This is a genomic window from Microcoleus sp. (assembly GCF_041354475.1).
Lineage (GTDB): Bacteria > Cyanobacteriota > Cyanobacteriia > Cyanobacteriales > Microcoleaceae > Microcoleus.
The window spans coordinates 2,057-21,188 of record NZ_JBGJZU010000099.1 but is presented as its reverse complement, the minus strand read 5'-3'; the positions used below and the strand labels follow the sequence as shown (position 1 = coordinate 21,188).

The window sequence follows — 19,132 nt, the reverse complement described above, 5'->3', positions numbered from 1 at the left end:
GCAATCACTAGGTTCTCAGGCAGTACAAGATATATGTCAACGCATTGAGAAAGCCTACCAACTATTTTTTAAGCATAACAAGAAAGGAGTTAGACCACCAGGATTCAAGAAAGTTAAGAAGTACAAGGAATGGGTTGCCAAAAAGAAGAATAAAGTGGTTGTTTTTATTGGCCAGTGGTACCCCAGCAGCAAGACTTGTCGAGAGTGTGGACAGGTTCTAGAAAAACTAGATTTATCAGTTCGAGAGTGGCGTTGTCCCTCCTGTCAATCGGTTAACGGAAGAGACGAAAACGCCGCTAAAAATATTCAAGCAGTCGGGGCATCGACTGTTAGCTTAGGTGATGTCAGACAGGCTAGTCCTGCAATTACTGCTTGAAGCTAGAATCAAGAGTGCGTTCACGCCGGGGAGTATGTCAAAGATTCCCGTTGCCTCCACGACTGAGTGAAGTAGTGAGAATAGCTCTGCCTCTACCTTGAGGAGAGATCCCAGATCGATCGCCTGACCCAATCAATGACCGTGGCTCCTATAATTATGCTTAACTATTCTTGTGAAGCTGTGTTGTCTCTTCAGCAAAGTACCCTTGACAGATCCGCCAGTCGGTCTGCTTTGTTGCACTATGGTCGTTGTTAGGTGTCGCACCTTAATTTAGAAATGTCCTATGGTTAAGTTAGGTCAATCCTCCTTTCGCCGTATTTTACTGTCGCGGATTTTGTTGCTCAGCGTACCCGTTCTACTGGTGGGGGAGTATGTTACCTATCGCAAAGCACGATCGACGCTTCTGGAAACAGCACGTCAAAATCTGACCGAAAGTGCCGTCAGAAAAGCAGAAACTATTGAACAGTGGGCCAAATCACTCAGATCGAATCTGATCGGCGCTTCGGAAAGCTCCATACTACAGTCTGTAGAACCCAAAGATTATCAAAAGTTTATCGCGCAGCTAGGGCAACGGTTGCCCACTCAGGTAGATTGCGTGCAATTGACTAATTTGCAGACAAATCAAGTCATCGCCAGCACCTGTGGCCCTCTTCCCATTCTGTCAAAGTCGCCACCTGCTAATTTTTGGCCGCAGCAACAGCAGCAACAGGCTCTACTAGACGACAAGAGCGTCTACATCACTCTGTCTTGGCCAGATATGCAGCAGGGGAAAACTAAAGACAAAAATCCCCTTTCCTCTACAGCTAAGTTTTCCGATTCCAGCAAGGAGGGCCAAGAGGGGAAGGAAAGTCAGGTGAGTTTGGTGTTGAGTGCCCCCGTTTACACTCGTCGTGGCAATAGTCGCCAATTGAGTTATGCTCTGAGTTTGCAGTCCTCCTTGCCAGTCCAAACCAGTGCTCCCAAGGGCTCTCTCGCTGGCTATACGGTGGCGATCGACCAAGATGGAACCATTTTGGCTCACCCCAATATTGACCGCGTAGGACGCAATATCGACCAGGAAGCTGATGCCGATCGCCTCAAGAGTCTCCTCAAAAGGGCGATCGCCGGAGGACAAGCTTTTTTACACCTATTTTCCTTTGAAAAAAATGGCGTAGAATTGCTCGCCGGCTACGCTGCTATCCCCAGCCCTTTAACTAAAAAAGAAAACAGCAAATGGATTATTTTAGCTGTCTCCCGTTTAGATTACGCCTTGTCGGGTTTGGAAGAAATTCAGCAGGTTTTATTTATTCTGATTGTCGGCTTAATTGGCGCTAGCATCATCGCCACTTTATATTTGTCTCGCGACTTAGCGCGTCCTTTGGAAAAACTCAGAGACTACGCCCTAAAAGTAGACACAGAAGCGCCACAAGCAGTCCCACAAAATCTCAAAATTCGCGAATTCAATCAATTAGCAGATGCCCTCAACAGTATGGTGGGTCGCCTCAAATCCTGGGCCGACGAATTGGAAGTTGCCACCAAGGAAGCAAAAGTTGCCAATCAGTTAAAAGATGAGTTTTTGCGAAATATTTCTCACGAATTGAGAACCCCGCTCAATGGGATTATTGGTTTTCTGCAAATTGTACGAGACGGCTACTGCGATGACCGAGAGGAGGAAATGGATTTTTTGCAGCGAGCTCACGACTCGGCTATGCAGTTACTAAATATCATTAATGATATTTTGGATATTGCTAAAATCGAAGCCGGTTCATTCTCGCTAATGTTTGAAGTAATCGAGCTGAATGAAGTCCTCGAAGATGCTATAGAGTTACAGGCTATTCCGATTAAGGAAAAAGGTTTGAAGTTACATTTGCCACTTGCTCGCCCTCCTATTACTGTTTATGCAGACCCGGAAAAACTCAAGCAGGTGTTTTTAAATGTGTTGAGTAATGCTGTGAAATTTACAGAATTAGGCAGCATTACTATATCCATAAACCTTGAATCTAACAAAATCAAAACTCCCGATCAACTCAACGGGAATCTCGGAGAAAATATCCCAAGCATGAGCGAAGATCGTGAATCGGTGGTAGTGACTATTAAAGATACGGGAATTGGTATCGAGCCTGAACAACAGCAAAAATTATTTCAGCCTTTTGTCATGGTTGATGGCTCTACTACTCGCCGATTTGGTGGTAACGGCTTGGGCTTGGCTATCTCTCGCAAAATCATGGAATCTATGAGAGGGAGTATTACAATCCACAGTGCGGGTATCAATCAAGGTGCTACTGTAGTAATTTCTTTGCCTGTTATTCAGCCATCAAATTCTGCTGTTGACAACCCGGATTTGCTAAAAGAAAATGCCATGTTTAAAGGCTTTGATTGATGAGCGAAACTAGGGGCTAATAGTTAATGGTTGTCCGTCGAGTTCTAGGGATTGGCTCAAAGCGCTAAGAATGCGGATTAATTGGACGGACTGGGAGCCGGAAGAAGTGGGGCAGGGAGTATTTGTTTGGACGCAATGCAGGAAGCGATCGCACACTTGACGCAGGGGTTCCACTGGTTCTAAAGTCAATATTTCCCGATTTTTAATGATAGTTTGCTCCCCTGCACGAACCCTTCCCAAACTATTTTCTTCACCCCCAGCATCTGAATTGCCTCGGTGTAAAATTAGGGGTGTTTCTGGCGACATTTCATCAAAAATCAAAGTTCCTAAACTGCCAACAACTGTTAAGCGCCGCTGTTTGTCGGGATTTAGCCAGCACAGGTGAATGAATGCTTGAAATCCGTCTGGGTAGGTGAGAGTTACCCAAACTAAATCTGCTAGTCCTTCTAAAGAATTTTGGGGGAAAATTGTAGGAGAAACTGGATTTTGTATTTCCTTCTGACTCCCCCCCTTGGGGGGGGCCAGGGGGGGGTTGCCTTCTGACTCTTCGGGGTGGCCAGGGGGGGGTGGGGGCAGTTGCCCCCCTTGGGAAGGGGGGGTTTGCCTTCTAAATTCCCCCCTTGGGGGGGGCGAGGGGGGGGTTGCCTTCTGAAATACACTACCCATCGCCCTTACTTGAATTGGGGTTTGTGCCAGCCAGGTATTGAAAATAGCAATGTCATGAACCGCTAAATCCCAAAGGGCATCAACATCGTGCCGCACGGGTTCGAGATGGGTGCGCTGGGCGTAACCGTAGCGCAAATTTCCCAGTTGATGTTGTTGAATAATCGCTTGGCCTCTATCGACTCCTGGATGAAATAGATAAGTGTGATCCACGAAGAGTTGGCGCTGCTGTTTTTCGGCTAATTGGCAGAGTTCTAGGGCTTCATCGCTATTGAGGGCGAGGGGTTTTTCTACCAAGACGTGGTAGCCACTGTTGAGTGCTGCTGCGGTGAGGGTATAGTGGGTAGAGGCGGGAGTGGCGATCGCCACTGCTTCTAGCCCTGGCAATTCCTGCACTTGAGCCCAATCACCAGCTAAAATTACATTTTCATTAAGATTAAACAGTTTTTTGACTGCTGCCAATGAATCTGGATTTTGGTCTACAATCGCTAAAACTTCGCTGTTTGGATGTTCTAAAAAGTTGCGAATTAGATTGACTCCCCAGCGGCCAGCACCCAATACAGCTATTCCGATTTTCATTTGTGGAAGAAGGAAGAAGGAAGATGTAATAAGTAGAAGGAAGATGTAATACTAGCAATAGTTTCAGTAGCTAAAGATATCCTAATCGCCAAGGCGATTGCTATATTACAATTTTACAAATTCCTGATTAATCATACCCTATTTTGTGATTAGTTAATCGTTATTTGTGATTAGTAGCCCCAAGCAAATAACCAATAATCAACCGTCAACCGTCAACCGTCAACCGTCAACCGTCAACCGTCAACTGTCAACTGTCAACTGTCAACTGACTAACTAATTTATTAAAAGCAGCCTGAGCCGCAGCTTGTTCTGCCGCTTTGATCGATCGACCTTTCCCCTCGGCTAGTAACTCTTCCTGAAGTCGAACTTCTGCCGTAAAACGATCCTCACCACCCTGGACTGTACCAGTTTCTTTGACAGTATATTTTGGCAAAATTTTGTATTTACCTTGAGTCAATTCCTGGAGAGCAGCTTTGTAGTTTTGGCGGGCTGGATCGCTGCGAATTTCCGTTGCTAGCCGTTGAAAGTGAAGGTCTAACCAAGGGCGAATTAATTCTAAGGTATGGGTACTCAAATAAAGGGCTGCCAGTAAGGCTTCTAGGGCATCTGCCAGTCGGCTTTCCGCCCCTGTTTTGTCGCTGGCGGCACTGCTGGCCACAATCAAATAGCGATCGAATCCGTAACTTTCAGCAATTTTTGACAAAATGCGATCGCTCACCAGGATCGATCGAATCGCCGCAAATTCCCCGACTGCACAATCAGGATAAATATCGAACAACAATTCCGATGCCGCCAGCCGCACCACAGCATCACCGACAAATTCTAACTGTTCGTAATTTGCTTTAGCTGATGCACTCGAATGAGTCAAAGCTAAATCTACTAGATGCCATTTAATTGAATTTTTCTGGGATATCCCTAATTTTCCTACTAATTTTTCAAGTTCTTTTTGACGAGATGGATAAACAATATTCATCTTAAATTTGTTATTTGTTATTGGTTATTGGTTATTGGTTATTGGTTATTTTTTATTTTTTATTTTTTATTTTTTATTTGTTATTTGTTGTTTCATGTCCGTTACGTCCGTTACCGCACTTCCTGTTACTGGGGATTTTGGGGGGGAAAAAGTCGGACATAAGCCGGGTTCTGTTCTCTCAACTGCAAGCAATTTTCGAGGGCAGTTATCTATCTGGGACGCCTGTTACCAGACGCCTCAAGCGGTACCCAAAAACGGAACTGGTAAAAAACCAACCATAGTTCCTCCGACCTTGCTCCCAACCGGGGTTTACCGAGCCAGCACCTCTCGATGCTGCTGGTGCGCTCTTACCGCACCTTTGCACCCTTACCAAATTAGTTGTTGCTTCCCAGTCTCAAGTCCTCAGTTACTTACTAACGACCCATCACTGCTGACTAATCACTAATTGGCGGTATCTTTCTGTGGCACTCTCCTCACGATCGCTCGCACTGGGCGTTACCCAGCAAGTTTGGTCTTTCGGGAGCCCGGACTTTCCTCAGACTAACTTTCATTAATCCGCAACCGCCTGCGCCTACTTTTTCCCCAAATTTATTGTACGCGATCGTTCGTCAATCAATTTAGGATTTTAGATTTCCATCATCTTTAATACTGGAAAAATTTTCAAACCAGCCGCGCCGCCAAAAAAAGTAAACTAAAGAAGAGGCGATCGTCACCATCAGCGCCCAACAAAGGGGATAACCAAAATACCAGTTCAGCTCTGGCATATTCAAGGGCGATTTCTCAGTATTAAAATTCATGCCGTACACTCCCACGACAAAGGTGAGGGGAATAAAAATGCTAGAAATCACTGTCAGTAGTTTCATGATTTCATTCATTTTGTTGCCAACTGAGGACAGATAAACATCCATTAAACCCGAAGCCAATTCTCGATAAGTTTCCACCATATCCATCACCTGCACTGTGTGGTCATAACAGTCTCGCAGATAAATTCGCACCTCTGGACTAATCAAATCACTACTATCTCGAATTAGCGCATTAATTGCATCCCGCTGTGGCCAAATGGCGCGACGTAGAGTCAGCAATTCTCGGCGGATTTTATAGATTTTTTCCAGGGTTTTACGGGTGGGCTTGACTACCACTTCGTCCTCTAATTCTTCAATCAGCTCTCCATAAACTTCTAATACTGGGAAGAATCCATCGATAATCGAATCTAAGAGAGTATATGCCAGATAATCTGCTCCGTGCTTGCGAATACTTCCTTGTCCTTTGCGAATGCGATCGCGCACCGGGTCAAAACAATCATAGTCCGGTTCTTCCTGAACAGTTAGCAAGTAATGTTTACCCAAAATTAAACTCACTTGTTCTTTATGAAAATTAAATGAATTAGGCTTAATCATTACCATCCATGCAATAATTAAAAGATGGTCTTCATAGTCTACTACCTTCGGTCGCTGGGGAACATTAACTACATCTTCTTGGGTCATCAGATGCAAATTAAATATTTGACCCATTTGTCGCCAAGTTTCTTTATTTCCCAATCCCAACATATCAACCCAAGACACAGAGTCTGTATCTAAATACGCAGCAGCTTCTTGAGGATTTACCAATTTCGAGCGAGTAGCTGTTGCCTCGGAATAGTCAATTAATACAATATCGGGAGGTGGTGCGCCCGGTTCTAAGTCCAGAGTTCCCGGCGGAGCCCCCGGATCGTCATAAAAATAATCAACATAGGAATCATCCTCATCATCTTTAATTTGTTTGCCAACACCACTAGATGTATTTATGCCTTTGTATACCATGTTGATATTTCCGAGTTTTAGTTACTATCTTTATTAGATATGATATCATGCCCTAATAAGCAATAACCAATGAATAACAAATAACAAATAACCAATAACCAATAACCAACAACCAATAACCAATAACCAATAACCAATAATATCAAATCCGGTAACATCGGAATTATTCATCTCTCTTATCTCCCTCTGTGTTCTCTGCGTTCTCTGTGGTTAAATCATTCCGATGCAGCCGGAAACGATATAACCAATAACCAATAACCAATAACCAACAACAAATAACCAATAACCAATAACTAATAACAAATAACTAATAACAAATAATTAATTATCTTTGTCGAATAGGAATTTCGATCGCCAATTCAGTCCCTCCTCCCGGTGCAGAAATGCAGCGCAGGGAGCCACAGTGTCTTTCTACTACAATTTGATAACTGATCGAAAGTCCCAAACCAGTACCTTTTCCCACAGGTTTAGTAGTGAAAAATGGATCGAATATCCGAGATTTAACAGATTCTTCCATTCCTGGACCATTATCCGAAATTGCGATCGCCACCCGATTGCTTTCCACAACCTCCGTGCGAATCCGAATGCAAGGTGATGGGTTGGAAGTTATAGGTACTGGTACACCAGGAACATCTTGCCGTTGCGTTTGGGAACCACTAGCCACTTTCAACTTCCGATGTCTGACATCTGCTAAAGCATCGATCGCATTACTTAAAACATTCATAAACACTTGATTTAGCTGTCCAGCATAGCACTGTACCAGTGGCAGTTCGCCATATTCTTTAACTATTTCAATTGGGCGAGATCTACCATTTTCTTTGAGTTTATGTTGTAAGATTAACAAAGCACTATCAATGCCTTCATGAAGATCCACAGGTTTAATATCTGATTCTTCTAGACGCGAAAAAGTTCGCAAAGATAAGACTATTTTCCCGATGCGATCGGCTCCTATTTGAATTGAATTAAGCAGATGTGGAAAATCTTCTTTCATAAATTCTACTTCTATTTCTTCCGCAAAATCAGCGATTATAGAAACTGGTTGTGGGTAATGTTCTTGGTACAAACAACAGAGTTTCAACAGATTATTGGCATATTCACGAGCGTAGGTGACATTACCGTAAATAAAACTTACAGGGTTATTAATTTCGTGAGCAATCCCAGCAACTAACTGTCCCAAGCCCGACATTTTTTCCGCTTGAATTAGTTGAGATTGAGTTTTTCCTAGTTGATGCAAAGCTTGCTTGAGTTCGTAATTTTTATCTCTTAATTTAGATTCCGCTTGCTTTCGGAGGGTGATGTTGCGAGAAATAATAATCAGTTGATTGGCCTTAAAAGGCATAAATCTTGCTTCATAAATTTGTGGTTCTTCCGTTGTATCTAAGGAATATTCTAAGGTGACAGATGTCTTATTTTCTAATGTTTTAATAATAGATTGTTCAAATTGGGTTGCTACATTTATCGGCAAAACATCTAACATTTTTTTGCCCACAAAATCTTCGACAGGAATGTAAAGATCCGATGAATTGCCTGAGAGATAATCCAAGATAACCCCATCAGCATTGAGTCGGAAGTACAAATCTGGTAGAGCGCGAAAAACAGCTTCTAACTCCGAAGTTTTTTGTTGCAGGGCTTCTTGAGCATAGTAGCGATCGCTAATATCAAAAATTACCCCATCCAAACAATAAACGCTTCCATCTTCATCAAATACAGGAGAACCTTTATCCCACACCCATTTAATCGTGCCGTCTGCCGCCAGCAGGCGATATTCCAAGCTGTAAGACTGTTTATTTTCTATTGCCCTCCGAATCGTGGCTTCAACTTGCTCCAAATCTTCCGAATAAATAACGCTGGCAAAAGTCCGAGAAACTCTGTCGGAAAGCAATCTAAAATCCGCAGCCGGATAACCAGTGAGCGAGTAAACTGCATCGCTAATAAAACTGACAGAAAAATCGCACCACCACCGATAAACTACTCCGGGAATATTAGCTACCAATGACCTGAATCTGGCTTCGCTTCTACGCAACGCGGCTTCAGATTTATGGCGTTCAGTAATATCATGAGCGAAAGAAAGCACTGCAAATATATTGCCTTCCTGGTCTCGGAGAGGTACTTTTTGGGTATCAAAAATATGTATCGAGCCATCAGCAAATGTGGCTGGTTCGCAGGGATTATGAATAATTTCACCAGCCAATACCGCCAAGTCGTCTGTGCGTATATTTTGAAGAGTTTCACCACCATTGTCAATTATTATATCTTCTTCAATAAGCAGTTCTAAATCCGATTGACCGATAATTTCATCGACTGTTTTACCAATACCTTTAGCGAAGCTATTATTTGCTAAAATACATCGAAAATTTAGATCTTTGGCAAAAATCCAATCACTGCTTTTGTCAAGGACAGTTCGCAACAGTTGTTCGGAACGTTCCGTTTGTTCCAAGGCTAGCTTTAGTTCTAATTCTAGGGTTTTGCGATCGGTAATGTTTTCAAAGGCTACGCCGACGCAGTTGTTGGGTAAGGGAAAAGCTTTTATAGAAAAAGCGCGGGTTACTCGATCGCTTTCATCGCACTCAATATCTTCAATTTCTAAGGCTTTTTGGCTACGAATTACCGATGCAAATGCTTGGGGAATATTTTTCGCTCGCGACTTGGGAAAAATCTCGTCGATTGTCATTCCCAGAACATCTGCCATTTCTAATCCTGTAAATTTGGTAGCAGCGGGATTGGAGGCGATCGCCCTTAAGGTGCTGTCATCATCAATATTTTCTAGATGGTAGACGTACAAACCTATTTGCATATTTTCAACAATTTGGTCATAAAGACGAACACTTTCATCTACCTGTCGGCGTTCCGTAATATCTTCAGTAATGCCCAAAACGTATTGAGGATTGCCTTTCGAGTCAAGAATGGGCACTTTCCTAGTGTGCAGTATTCTCATACCTTTGTGGCGAGTTTGAAAGGGTTCTTCGACTATTTCGGTGACGCGGGAGTGGTTGTGATAGCTAGTCAAAATTTCCCGATCTTGAGCTGTGGAAACATCAGCTTGTTCTTTCGGATAAATATCATAGTCATTTTTGCCGATCGCCTCGGCGGAAGTAACACCTGCGATCGTCTCTCCCGCTTTATTCCACAGCACAAATCTCAGGGAGGAAGCATCTTTAGCAAACACGCCCACTGGCAGATTTTCTACCACTGAAGTGAGGAATGTTCTAGCAGATTTTAATTCAGCTTCTGCACGCTTGCGCTCGATGCCTAAAGCAATGACATCAGCCACCGATGCTATAGTTTCCAGAAAAGCTTCTGTCATTGGTTGAGCGCTCACAATTCCCATGACTCCCACTAAGCGTTCTTCGACAATCAATGGATAGCCAGAAAAAGATATAATAGATTTTTGGGAACTGCAATTAAGTCGCACTTGTGAATTATTAACACTAGCTAATTCCGCACCCTCTCCAATTATTACTTCCCCTAATTGTTGGGGATTAATATTAAAATTATTCGGCTCAAATTGGCAGTCAATTTGAGGTTTTTGGCTGTGGGCAATCAGATTGATTTTACCTTCAACAAAGCGTGCCATATTGTCTTGGTCGCTAGAAATTCCGGCTGATGCCTGCATTTCCAGGACATTTTCTTGAGAGTTGAAAGTCCAAATTTCAGCAGAGACGACATCCAAATTTTGAACCATTGCCTCACAGCAGGGCATCAGGATATCTTGAGGGTATTTAGTGAGAGCAATCCCCACATCAGCTACCATTGCTGTCAGTCTAGTAGCTTGGGATTGTGCGGCTTCTAATAATTTGCGTTCGGTGATATCTTCCACCAAAGAAAGTACGGTAAAATTATCCCCGCTACGAATAATAGAGTTGAACCAGTGACACCAAATAACTTTGCCACTTTTAGTATAATTGCGGTTAATTGAAGTATTGGCTTTACCGGTTGCTAGTTCGAGTTGGAGTGCACTTACAGCCTCGATATCTTGCTCGCAAACCAAAGCCAAGTCGCCGAATTCCCTACCCATCATCTCCTCAGATGTCCAGCCAAAGATGTCTTCAGCCCGTTTGGACCACTGAACTATCCGAAAATTTTCATCCCACCCTACCATTGCCAGGGGACTATTAGCAGCGTTTAACCAAAGTAAATGATTCGAGTGGCGCAACTGTTGACTTTTCTGCTGCTGCCAGCGATAGTGCCTAGTGATATCTCGACCCACACCGAAAACCCGCATTTGATTGCTAGAAGCATCCACCACTGGCGTGTAAGTCGTCTCATAAATTTTAATCCCGCCGTCTCTCTCCGTTACCTCGTGAATTGCCAGCTTTTTTTCCCCTGCGAGCAATACTTGTTTGAGGCAGGAATCAATTTGGGAGATAATGTTTTTCAGAGCAGCACTATTGGGATATAATTTCAATAAATCTTGATTGGTTTTGTTGACTATTTCAGCAGGTTCCAATCCCATCCAAGCAGCAGCAATAGGATTAACAGATAGGTACTTTTGCTGTCCATCGCACTCTAGGAAAGCATCAACAGAGTTAGATAAAAAAGACTGAAACCAGTTGATAACTTCCTGCATGGGTATTTTTTGATAGCTTGCAAGTTAAGCTTTATATTTTTGGTCAGATCTCCTACACCAACCTGACTACAGCTAGTTGTGCTGCCCAACGACTGCGTAGCCGAAGTGTGTTGTGGGGATTCCGACAAAGAAATCTGAAATCAGTTTAACTCACTCAAATATTTTTGAACACTGTACTGCTGCGGTGTATGGTGCTATTTTCAGCCCAACAATCAATGATACAAAAAATTTTAGGACATTTTATTTATTTGAATATAACTTAATACTAAAGCAGATTCTAAGTTTTTACACAAGATGTATGCGATACAAAATGGAGAGGCAGAGGTCGGAAAGCCTGTTCTTGGTATCGATCGCAGATTCTTATTTCACAGTTGTGGACGCAACAACCCGGTTTCTGGAGGTAATATCCTGATTGGATATTGATGGCGCGCCAGAAACCGGGTTTGTTAGGTGGATAGTGCGTCCCTGGTGATGAACTACATCATGCCCATGCCGCCCATGCCACCCATGCCGCCCATGCCGCCCATGCCACCCATGCCGCCCATGCCACCCATGCCGCCCATGCCGCCCATGTCGCCCATGTCACCACCAGCTTTTTTCTTCTCTGGTTTTTCGACAATCACGGCTTCAGTGGTTAACACCATACCAGCAATGGAACCAGCATTCTGTAGAGCCGATCGCACTACCTTAGCAGGGTCAATAATCCCGGCCGCAATCATATCTTCGTAGACATCAGTGAGAGCATTGTAGCCAACGTTAAACTCGCTAACGCGCACACGCTCGATCACGATCGAACCTTCAACGCCTGCATTATCCGCGATTTGACGCAAAGGTGCTTCCAAAGCCTTCGCAACCAAGTCAGCGCCAAGCTGTTCTTCGGCATCTAAAGTATTTCTGATCGCGTCTATCTTGGTGATCAAGTGAATTAGAGTCGTGCCACCTCCGGCAACGATACCTTCTGCCACAGCAGCTTTAGTGGCGTTCAGAGCGTCATCAATCCGCAGTTTACGATCTTTGAGCTCGGTTTCGGTGGCTGCACCGACTTTAATCACAGCGATACCGCCTGCGAGTTTGGCGATGCGTTCGGTTAGTTTTTCCGTGTCGTAGTCGGAATCTGTCGCTTCTAGCTGTTGGCGGATTTGTACAATCCGTTTTTGGACATCAGCTTTATGTTCATCGCCCGCCACGATAATTGTGTTTTCTTTGTCGATCGTAATTTTGCGGGCGGTACCGAGCATTTCCAAAGTGGCGGTATCAATGCTGAGTCCGACTTCTTCGGAAATCAGTTGGCCACCGGTGAGAACGGCGATATCTTGAAGCATCGCCTTGCGACGTTCGCCAAATCCGGGAGATTTGGTAGCTGCGATATTCAATACGCCACGGGCTTTGTTGACTACCAGAGTTGCCAAAGCTTCGCCTTCAATATCTTCGGCGATAATTACCAGCGGTTGACCAGCGCGAGCGATTTTTTCGAGAATGGGGACAAGTTCTTGAATCGAACTAATTTTTTTGTCGGCGATCAAGATGCGAGCGTTTTCGTACTCAACTTCCATGCGATCGGTGTTGGTGACAAAATAGGGAGACAGATAACCGCGATCGTACTGCATCCCTTCGACAACTTCTAATTCTGTCAACAGAGATTTCGACTCTTCAACAGTAATTACGCCATCCTTGGTGACTTTTTCCATGGCTTGGAAAATCATTTTGCCAACTTCTTCGTCATTACCGGCGGAGACAGTGGCGACCTGAGCAATGGCATCACCTTCGACAGGTTTAGCCAATTTGGCGATTTCTAGTACCAAGTGGGCGATCGTTTTTTCAATTCCCCGGCGCAGGGCGACTGGATTTGCGCCCGCGGCCACATTCTTCAAGCCTTCACGAATCAGGGATTGAGCCAGAACGGTTGCCGTTGTTGTGCCATCGCCTGCGATATCTTTAGTTTTGGAAGCTACTTCTTGAATTAAGCGAGCGCCAGCATTTTCCAAGGGGTCTTCCAGTTCGATATCTCTAGCAACCGTGATACCATCGTTAACGATTTGGGGAGCTCCGAACTTCTTTTCCAATAAGACGTTCCGACCTTTGGGCCCCAAGGTAATGCGGACAGCATCAGCCAGTTGATTGACACCGCGTTCTAGTGCCCGCCGAGATTTGTCGCTAAATGCAACTATTTTGGTCATGTTTTGTCTCCATTTGCTTACATAGCAAATTTAGCACTCTCTGAGGCTGAGTGCTAAATCGATCGATTTTTGGTTTATTTTCCAGTCCGGTTAAACTCACCGCAGTCCAAACTTCTTGCCTGTTGAGGCTGTCGGGCCTGTTCCACAAAGAGTAATTTTTTTGGTGGGGTGGGCCGGAGATCCCGCCCTAAACTGAATCGGTGTATTCGTGTCAAAATCTGTGTAGTGCCTTTTTACCGACTTGCTAAATCTAAGAGCCTTCTTCCTTCTTCCTGAATTTCCCCCCTCCCCCCTTGGGGGGGCTAGGGGGGGCTGAATTTCCCCCCTAGGGGGGGGCTAGGGAGGGCTGAATTTCCCCCCTAGGGGGGGCAGGGGGGGTTCTTCTTCCCTCTTCCTTCTTCCTTCTTCCTTCTTCCTTCTTCCTTCTTCCTATGGCCCGTTATTCTCGACTGCAAAAACTGGGTGCTTATATGCGCCCCCACTGGAAAGCGACATTTTGGGGCGTTTTTTCCCTGCTAATTGTCAATGCTGTGGGCGTTTACATTCCCCTGCTGATTCGGAATGCAGTTGACACTCTGCAAGTTGCGATCGAATTTGACCAAGTTTTAAACTACGTGTTGCTGATTCTGGTACTCGCCTCAATCATGTGGGTGATTCGGATGGCATCGCGGATTTTTCTGTTTGGCGTGGGGCGTCAAGTCGAATTTGACCTCAAACAGCAAATATTTAATCATTTATTAACTTTAGAACCATCTTATTTTGCGGCCAATACAGTCGGAGATTTAATTAACCGCGCTACTTCCGATTTGGATAATATTCGCCGCTTGGTGGGGTTTGCGGTGCTGAGTTTGGCGAATACAGCCTTTGCTTACGCTTTAACTTTGCCCGTGATGCTGGGAATTAACGTGCGGCTGACACTGTTGGCGATCGCGGTTTATCCTTTAATGCTAGTTTTGGTACAATTATTTAGCGACAAACTGCGCATCCAGCAACTAGCTGTCCAGGAAGAACTGTCGGCGATGAGCGATTTGATTCAAGAAGATATGAGCGGAATTTCCGTAATTAAAATCTACGCTCAAGAAGAGAACGAACGCCGCGCTTTTGGTGATTGTAATGAAAAATTGCTCTCAGCAAATTTAGAATTAGCAAAAACCCGCAATTTTATTTTCCCCTTACTAGGCGGCTTGGCAAGTGTGAGTTTGTTAGTTTTGCTCGCTGCGGGTGGAGGTTCCATTGCTAAGGGTGAAATTAGCGTTGGCGATTTTGTCGCTTTACTGATTTATGTCGAGCGTTTGGTGTTTCCGACAGCACTTTTGGGCTTCACCATTACTGCTTATCAGCGGGGAGAAGTGAGTGTCGATCGCATCGAATCAATCCTTACCGTAGAACCCAAAATTTACGATCGGACTGATGCAATTGAAATGCGAACTCCAGTTAAAGGCGAGATAGTAGCCCGCAACCTAAATTATAAATACCCAGGTGCTAATATCCCCGCCCTGAAAAACCTTAACTTTACCATTAAACCGGGAGAAACTGTAGCTATTGTTGGGGCGATAGGATCTGGGAAATCGACTTTAGCTAATGCACTCCCCAGACTGCTGGATATTGCTCCAGGTGAATTATTTGTAGACGGATTAGATATTACTCAGGTAAAATTGACCGACTTGCGCGGGGCGATCGCCTACGTACCCCAAGAAAGCTTTCTCTTCGGTACTACCATCAAGAATAACATCCGCTACGGCAATCCCTTAGCAGAACAGCCAGAAATTGAACACGCAGCCCAACAAGCACAAATTCATCCAGAAATCCTCAACTTTCCCCAGCAGTACAAAACAATTGTCGGCGAGCGCGGCATTACATTATCTGGCGGACAAAGACAAAGGACAGCCCTAGCTCGCGCCCTATTAGTTGACGCTCCCGTACTCATTTTAGATGACGCTCTATCCAGCGTTGACAATCAGACGGCTACCGACATTTTGAAGAATTTGGCAACGGGAACAGATCGCAAAACAGTCATTTTTATCTCCCATCAAATGTCAGCCGCCGCTAGTGCCGATCGCATTTTCGTCATGGAAAAAGGAGAAATTATTCAAGTAGGAAGTCACAAAGAATTAGTAGCACAACCAGGGCTTTATCAATATTTGTGGAACCAGCAACAATTAGAAGAGTTATTGCATTAATGGGGCATCGGGATTCCCTGTTCCCTGTTCCCTGTTCCCTGTTCCCCCTTCCCCTTTCCCTTTCCTCTTTCCCCCCTTGGGGGGGGGCAGGGGGGGGGTGGCTTCTGCTGTTTGCCTTATAATTAAGATATCTACTCAAATCATACCTGAATCATGCTCACAGAAACAAACGCCATACTTTGGCCAAGCCTAGTTACCGCCTCAGCACTATTACTCTATTTTATTGTCACGATTAACGTCGGTAGAGCTAGATTCAAATACAAAGTTTCTCCTCCCCAAGTGACAGGAAATCCAGACTTTGAGAGAGTATTGCGAGTTCAGCAAAACACCTTAGAGCAAATGATATTATTTTTGCCATCCCTGTGGCTCTGCGCGCAATTTATCAGCCCCATTTTTGCCGCTGCTATCGGTGCAGTTTGGATAATTGGACGCATTTTATTTGCTTGGGGTTACTATCAAGCTGCCGAAAAAAGAGCCGTGGGTTTTGGAATTAGTACCTTAGCTACTGTAGCTTTACTTGGCGGTTCCTTCACTGGCATCATCATGTCGATCCTGAAGCTTTAACCATAGCTTAATCTCGTTTCTACTCGTTCCCTAGCTCAGCCTGGAATTTTCCTGTTACCCAAGCGCCTAAATTTTTGGAGTAAATATGTCAGAAACCAATAAGCCTGTATTTCAAATTAGCCCCCAACTTTTTCAACAACTTGTTGAATGGCAAGAAAAAATTGCCGAAGAAGATGAATTAGCCATGAACTCAGAAGCAGAAAAATCCACTGAGGTGAAACATCCGAGGGAAAGTCATGAAGAAAATTCTCAAACAGATAATTCCTAGCTTGTGGCTGGTGGCATCTTTTGGATTTCCGGTTGCTGTGTCAGCCCAAGTGTTTACACCCAGCCAACTTCAGCAAATCAATAGCGGTTTGTTTCGTTCTAATTCTCAAGATTTTTTTATCCGGGGAAATCGTCAACTCGAACAGGAAATTAAAGTTTTATCGAAGCAGGGTTTAAATTCGGAGGTGAAAATTTTGGAGATTGAGAAAAAAAAGCGCTCTGAGAGTTGTAACCCAGAGTTTCAAATATCATCGCGCAATTTTGACACAATAAATAAGTGCCGCACCGATTCCTAGTCTCAATACAAACGTAAAAGATGTTTGCAGGGGGAGCATTCCGATTTTGCATAGGCGAAGCATAACCGTAGACAATTTATTAGCTCGCGCCAGATATTTACAGCGGTCATGCTTCGTCCCTAGGAATATATTTGCAAAACACAGATGCACTCTTTGCAGGTACTATTAAAATGAATGGGAGGCAACTATTCAAGATTTAGTGTTAATGGATCGACAAGTAATGACCAAGTTGAAACAAGCCATGTTGGAAGCGGCAACTGCTGCTGAATTGGCCGCTATCATTATTGATTTCACTCATGAGGAAATGATGGTAGTTTTTCATGCACTAGAATGGGAACAGCAGCATAGGATTAAAGCTATTTGGCTGGGTGTGGGTTAATATCAAATCCGGTAGCATCTGAATGATTCAGATCTCTATTCTCTCCCTCTGTGTCCTCTGTGTTCTCTGCGGTTAAATCATTCCGATGCAGCCGGAAACGATATAACATACAGCGGTTCCCGCTCTTTCGAGGTACAGTAGCAGCAATTAAATTTCCCAATTTTTTAAAGGTTGGCGATCGATTAGGTGTACCGCATAACAGCGGGAAGTGCTGTATATAGCAGTCGCAAAGGCGCTTTGGTTATTGCTACCTGAGCGGAGTCGCAGGGAGCAATAACCACAATACCTTAACAGCCTTTGCAGTTGCTATAGAATCAGGAGGAAAGTCGTGACTACGAAGCCAATCTAAGCTAGGGTATCGAGGCATAATTGCCGGAAATGGTCTCCCCGTTCCTCAAAGTTTTGGTATTGATCGAAGCTAGCGCAAGCTGGGGAAAGCAGCACTACTTTTACATTATTTTGTTTACCTAATTCTGCTGCTCTCTTAATTGCTCTTTCCATTGTTTCTACGATTTCCCAAGCGTTGTAATTGGCTTGTTCGAGCCGATAGCTAAAAATACCCGCAGCATCTCCAATTAACAACACCCCAACAGCTTTTGCTTTGATTGTATCAATCCAGGCGCTATCTTCGCCTTCTTTTGGGTCGCCACCGGCAATTAAAATTGCTGGGGCGCTTACGGAGGCTAATCCGACTTGGGCGGCGTCATAATTGGTGGCTTTGCTGTCGTTGATGAAATCTATGCCTTCCCAGGTGCAGATATGTTCGAGACGGTGGGGTACTCCTGGGAATTTGCTAATGGCTTGGGCGATCGCACTTTTATCGATTCCCGCTAAATTAGCCGCTGCTACCGCCATCAACAAGTTTTGCAAATTGTGTTCTCCCACCATTTTCAAAGTATCAGCAGGCAGAATTTGCTGGTTTTGAGCGATTACCCAACCGTCTTTAATGTAAGCCCCAAAATCTTTATTTCCTAACAGTTGTGTTTCACCTTTGACGCTTGTCCAACACGCATCGGGCCAGTTGTCCAGTCCTTGTTGCCGCAAATACGGATCGTCCCCGTTCAACACTTGGAATTGGGATTTTTTCAGCAATTTGGCTTTAATGTTGTAGTAATTTTCTAAAGTTTTGTGGCGGCTGAGATGATCTGGTGTGAAAGTCGTCCAAATGCCAATTCGCGGCGCTAGAGATGAGGAAGATTCTATTTGATAGCTGCTGATTTCAGCGATGACCCAATCTGGCTGTTTTTCGGCTAAGGCTAATTCGCAGGCGGCATACCCTATGTTGCCACAAGCGGGTGCATAGAGTCCAGCTTCGGCAAAAATTGCTGCGATTAAAGCTGTAGTTGTAGTTTTCCCGTTAGTGCCGGTAATTCCTACCCACGGTGATTTGAGATAGCGCCACGCTAGTTCCATTTCTCCGATGGTTTCAATCCCTAATTTTCGGGCTTGGATTAATGCTGGAATGTCCCAGGGAACTCCGGGACTTACTACTATTAGTTGTATAGATTCGTCGGGTTGAAAGGATTTACCTAACTCTACTTTAATGCCTTCGGTAGCGAGTTCTTGTTGCTGTGTGAGTAAGTTTGGGGAAGATGAGCGATCGCTCAATGTTACTTCCCATCCTTCCCGTTTTAGCAGTCTGGCGGCGGCTATTCCTGATTTTCCTAGTCCAATGATATGAGCGATCGGCATAATTTGTGTGAGGGAGCGAATTTTGCTGGTTTTGTCTTTTTGTATGGGTTACGGTTTTTTGGGATTTTTTTACCGCAGAGGGCGCAGAGGGCGCAGAGGGGGAGATGAGATAATTTAATTTTTCCTATTTTGTGGGTTTTGTCTTTTTGTATGGGTTACGGTTTTTTGGGATTTTTTTACCGCAGAGGGCGCAGAGGGCGCAGAGGGGGAGATGAGATAATTTAATTTTTCCTATTTTGTGGGTTTTGTCTTTTTGTATGG

At 44.4% G+C, this 19,132-nt stretch carries 13 protein-coding genes and 1 other RNA gene; 7 read left to right on the top strand and 7 right to left on the bottom strand.

Annotation, left to right across the window (positions count from 1 at the left end; genetic code table 11):
- Together ACBR23_RS25610 and ACBR23_RS25605 are read left to right on the top strand one after the other, a co-directional pair.
- Window positions 1–376 (top strand): zinc ribbon domain-containing protein (locus ACBR23_RS25610; RefSeq protein ID WP_371121532.1); only part of this gene is annotated, 376 nt, incomplete at its 5' end.
- A gap of 283 nt (window positions 377–659) precedes the next feature.
- On the top strand, window positions 660–2,735 hold the full coding sequence (locus ACBR23_RS25605; protein WP_371118536.1) for an ATP-binding protein: 2,076 nt from the start codon (window positions 660–662) through the stop codon (window positions 2,733–2,735).
- A gap of 9 nt (window positions 2,736–2,744) precedes the next feature.
- On the opposite strand, the gene ACBR23_RS25600 is transcribed toward ACBR23_RS25605, so the two are convergent.
- From ACBR23_RS25600 to groL, 6 genes are all read right to left on the bottom strand, one after another.
- The gene (locus tag ACBR23_RS25600; protein WP_371114585.1) at window positions 2,745–3,977 is read right to left on the bottom strand and encodes a Gfo/Idh/MocA family protein; all 1,233 of its coding nucleotides are present in this window, start codon (window positions 3,975–3,977) and stop codon (window positions 2,745–2,747) included.
- Between the two features lie 247 nt (window positions 3,978–4,224).
- Window positions 4,225–4,950 (bottom strand): ribonuclease III, encoded by a 726-nt coding sequence (rnc, locus tag ACBR23_RS25595; RefSeq protein ID WP_341739228.1) that lies wholly within the window; start codon window positions 4,948–4,950, stop codon window positions 4,225–4,227.
- Between the two features lie 143 nt (window positions 4,951–5,093).
- Window positions 5,094–5,529: RNase P RNA component class A (gene rnpB, locus ACBR23_RS25590), an RNA gene on the bottom strand.
- Window positions 5,530–5,567: 38 nt separating this feature from the next.
- The gene (gene corA, locus ACBR23_RS25585) at window positions 5,568–6,749 is read right to left on the bottom strand and encodes a magnesium/cobalt transporter CorA (RefSeq protein ID WP_341739227.1); all 1,182 of its coding nucleotides are present in this window, start codon (window positions 6,747–6,749) and stop codon (window positions 5,568–5,570) included.
- Between the two features lie 325 nt (window positions 6,750–7,074).
- The gene (locus ACBR23_RS25580; protein ID WP_371118537.1) at window positions 7,075–11,316 is read right to left on the bottom strand and encodes a PAS domain S-box protein; all 4,242 of its coding nucleotides are present in this window, start codon (window positions 11,314–11,316) and stop codon (window positions 7,075–7,077) included.
- Between the two features lie 476 nt (window positions 11,317–11,792).
- Window positions 11,793–13,493, bottom strand: a complete 1,701-nt coding sequence (gene groL, locus ACBR23_RS25575; protein ID WP_341739225.1) for a chaperonin GroEL — start codon at window positions 13,491–13,493, stop codon at window positions 11,793–11,795.
- 431 nt (window positions 13,494–13,924) lie between these two features.
- On the opposite strand from groL, the gene ACBR23_RS25570 reads away from it, so the two are divergent.
- The 5 genes from ACBR23_RS25570 (at window position 13,925) to ACBR23_RS25550 (ending at window position 17,179) form a co-directional block, all read left to right on the top strand.
- Window positions 13,925–15,673, top strand: a complete 1,749-nt coding sequence (locus ACBR23_RS25570) for an ABC transporter ATP-binding protein (protein ID WP_371118538.1) — start codon at window positions 13,925–13,927, stop codon at window positions 15,671–15,673.
- A gap of 153 nt (window positions 15,674–15,826) precedes the next feature.
- Window positions 15,827–16,237, top strand: a complete 411-nt coding sequence (locus ACBR23_RS25565) for an MAPEG family protein (RefSeq protein ID WP_371118539.1) — start codon at window positions 15,827–15,829, stop codon at window positions 16,235–16,237.
- An 85-nt stretch (window positions 16,238–16,322) separates the two neighbouring features.
- Window positions 16,323–16,505, top strand: a complete 183-nt coding sequence (locus ACBR23_RS25560) for a hypothetical protein (RefSeq protein WP_371114582.1) — start codon at window positions 16,323–16,325, stop codon at window positions 16,503–16,505.
- Window positions 16,474–16,800, top strand: coding sequence for a hypothetical protein (locus tag ACBR23_RS25555; protein ID WP_371114581.1), 327 nt, complete (start codon window positions 16,474–16,476; stop codon window positions 16,798–16,800). The genes ACBR23_RS25560 and ACBR23_RS25555 overlap by 32 nt, the downstream gene beginning before the upstream one ends.
- A 205-nt stretch (window positions 16,801–17,005) precedes the next feature.
- The gene (locus ACBR23_RS25550; protein WP_341739220.1) at window positions 17,006–17,179 is read left to right on the top strand and encodes a hypothetical protein; all 174 of its coding nucleotides are present in this window, start codon (window positions 17,006–17,008) and stop codon (window positions 17,177–17,179) included.
- Window positions 17,180–17,524: 345 nt separating this feature from the next.
- On the opposite strand, the gene murD is transcribed toward ACBR23_RS25550, so the two are convergent.
- Window positions 17,525–18,871, bottom strand: a complete 1,347-nt coding sequence (gene murD, locus ACBR23_RS25545) for a UDP-N-acetylmuramoyl-L-alanine--D-glutamate ligase (protein ID WP_371118540.1) — start codon at window positions 18,869–18,871, stop codon at window positions 17,525–17,527.
- Window positions 18,872–19,132 lie beyond the last annotated feature (261 nt).

Excerpts from the sequence above, each read along its gene's own strand:
- ACBR23_RS25605 (WP_371118536.1), top strand. The coding sequence starts at position 660 with ATGGTTAAGTTAGGTCAATCCTCCTTTCGCCGTATTTTACTGTCGCGG.
- ACBR23_RS25600 (WP_371114585.1), bottom strand. The coding sequence starts at position 3,977 with ATGAAAATCGGAATAGCTGTATTGGGTGCTGGCCGCTGGGGAGTCAAT.
- rnc (WP_341739228.1), bottom strand. The coding sequence starts at position 4,950 with ATGAATATTGTTTATCCATCTCGTCAAAAAGAACTTGAAAAATTAGTA.
- corA (WP_341739227.1), bottom strand. The coding sequence starts at position 6,749 with ATGGTATACAAAGGCATAAATACATCTAGTGGTGTTGGCAAACAAATT.
- ACBR23_RS25580 (WP_371118537.1), bottom strand. The coding sequence starts at position 11,316 with ATGCAGGAAGTTATCAACTGGTTTCAGTCTTTTTTATCTAACTCTGTT.
- groL (WP_341739225.1), bottom strand. The coding sequence starts at position 13,493 with ATGACCAAAATAGTTGCATTTAGCGACAAATCTCGGCGGGCACTAGAA.
- ACBR23_RS25570 (WP_371118538.1), top strand. The coding sequence starts at position 13,925 with ATGGCCCGTTATTCTCGACTGCAAAAACTGGGTGCTTATATGCGCCCC.
- ACBR23_RS25565 (WP_371118539.1), top strand. The coding sequence starts at position 15,827 with ATGCTCACAGAAACAAACGCCATACTTTGGCCAAGCCTAGTTACCGCC.
- ACBR23_RS25560 (WP_371114582.1), top strand. The coding sequence starts at position 16,323 with ATGTCAGAAACCAATAAGCCTGTATTTCAAATTAGCCCCCAACTTTTT.
- ACBR23_RS25555 (WP_371114581.1), top strand. The coding sequence starts at position 16,474 with ATGAAGAAAATTCTCAAACAGATAATTCCTAGCTTGTGGCTGGTGGCA.
- ACBR23_RS25550 (WP_341739220.1), top strand. The coding sequence starts at position 17,006 with ATGGATCGACAAGTAATGACCAAGTTGAAACAAGCCATGTTGGAAGCG.
- murD (WP_371118540.1), bottom strand. The coding sequence starts at position 18,871 with ATGCCGATCGCTCATATCATTGGACTAGGAAAATCAGGAATAGCCGCC.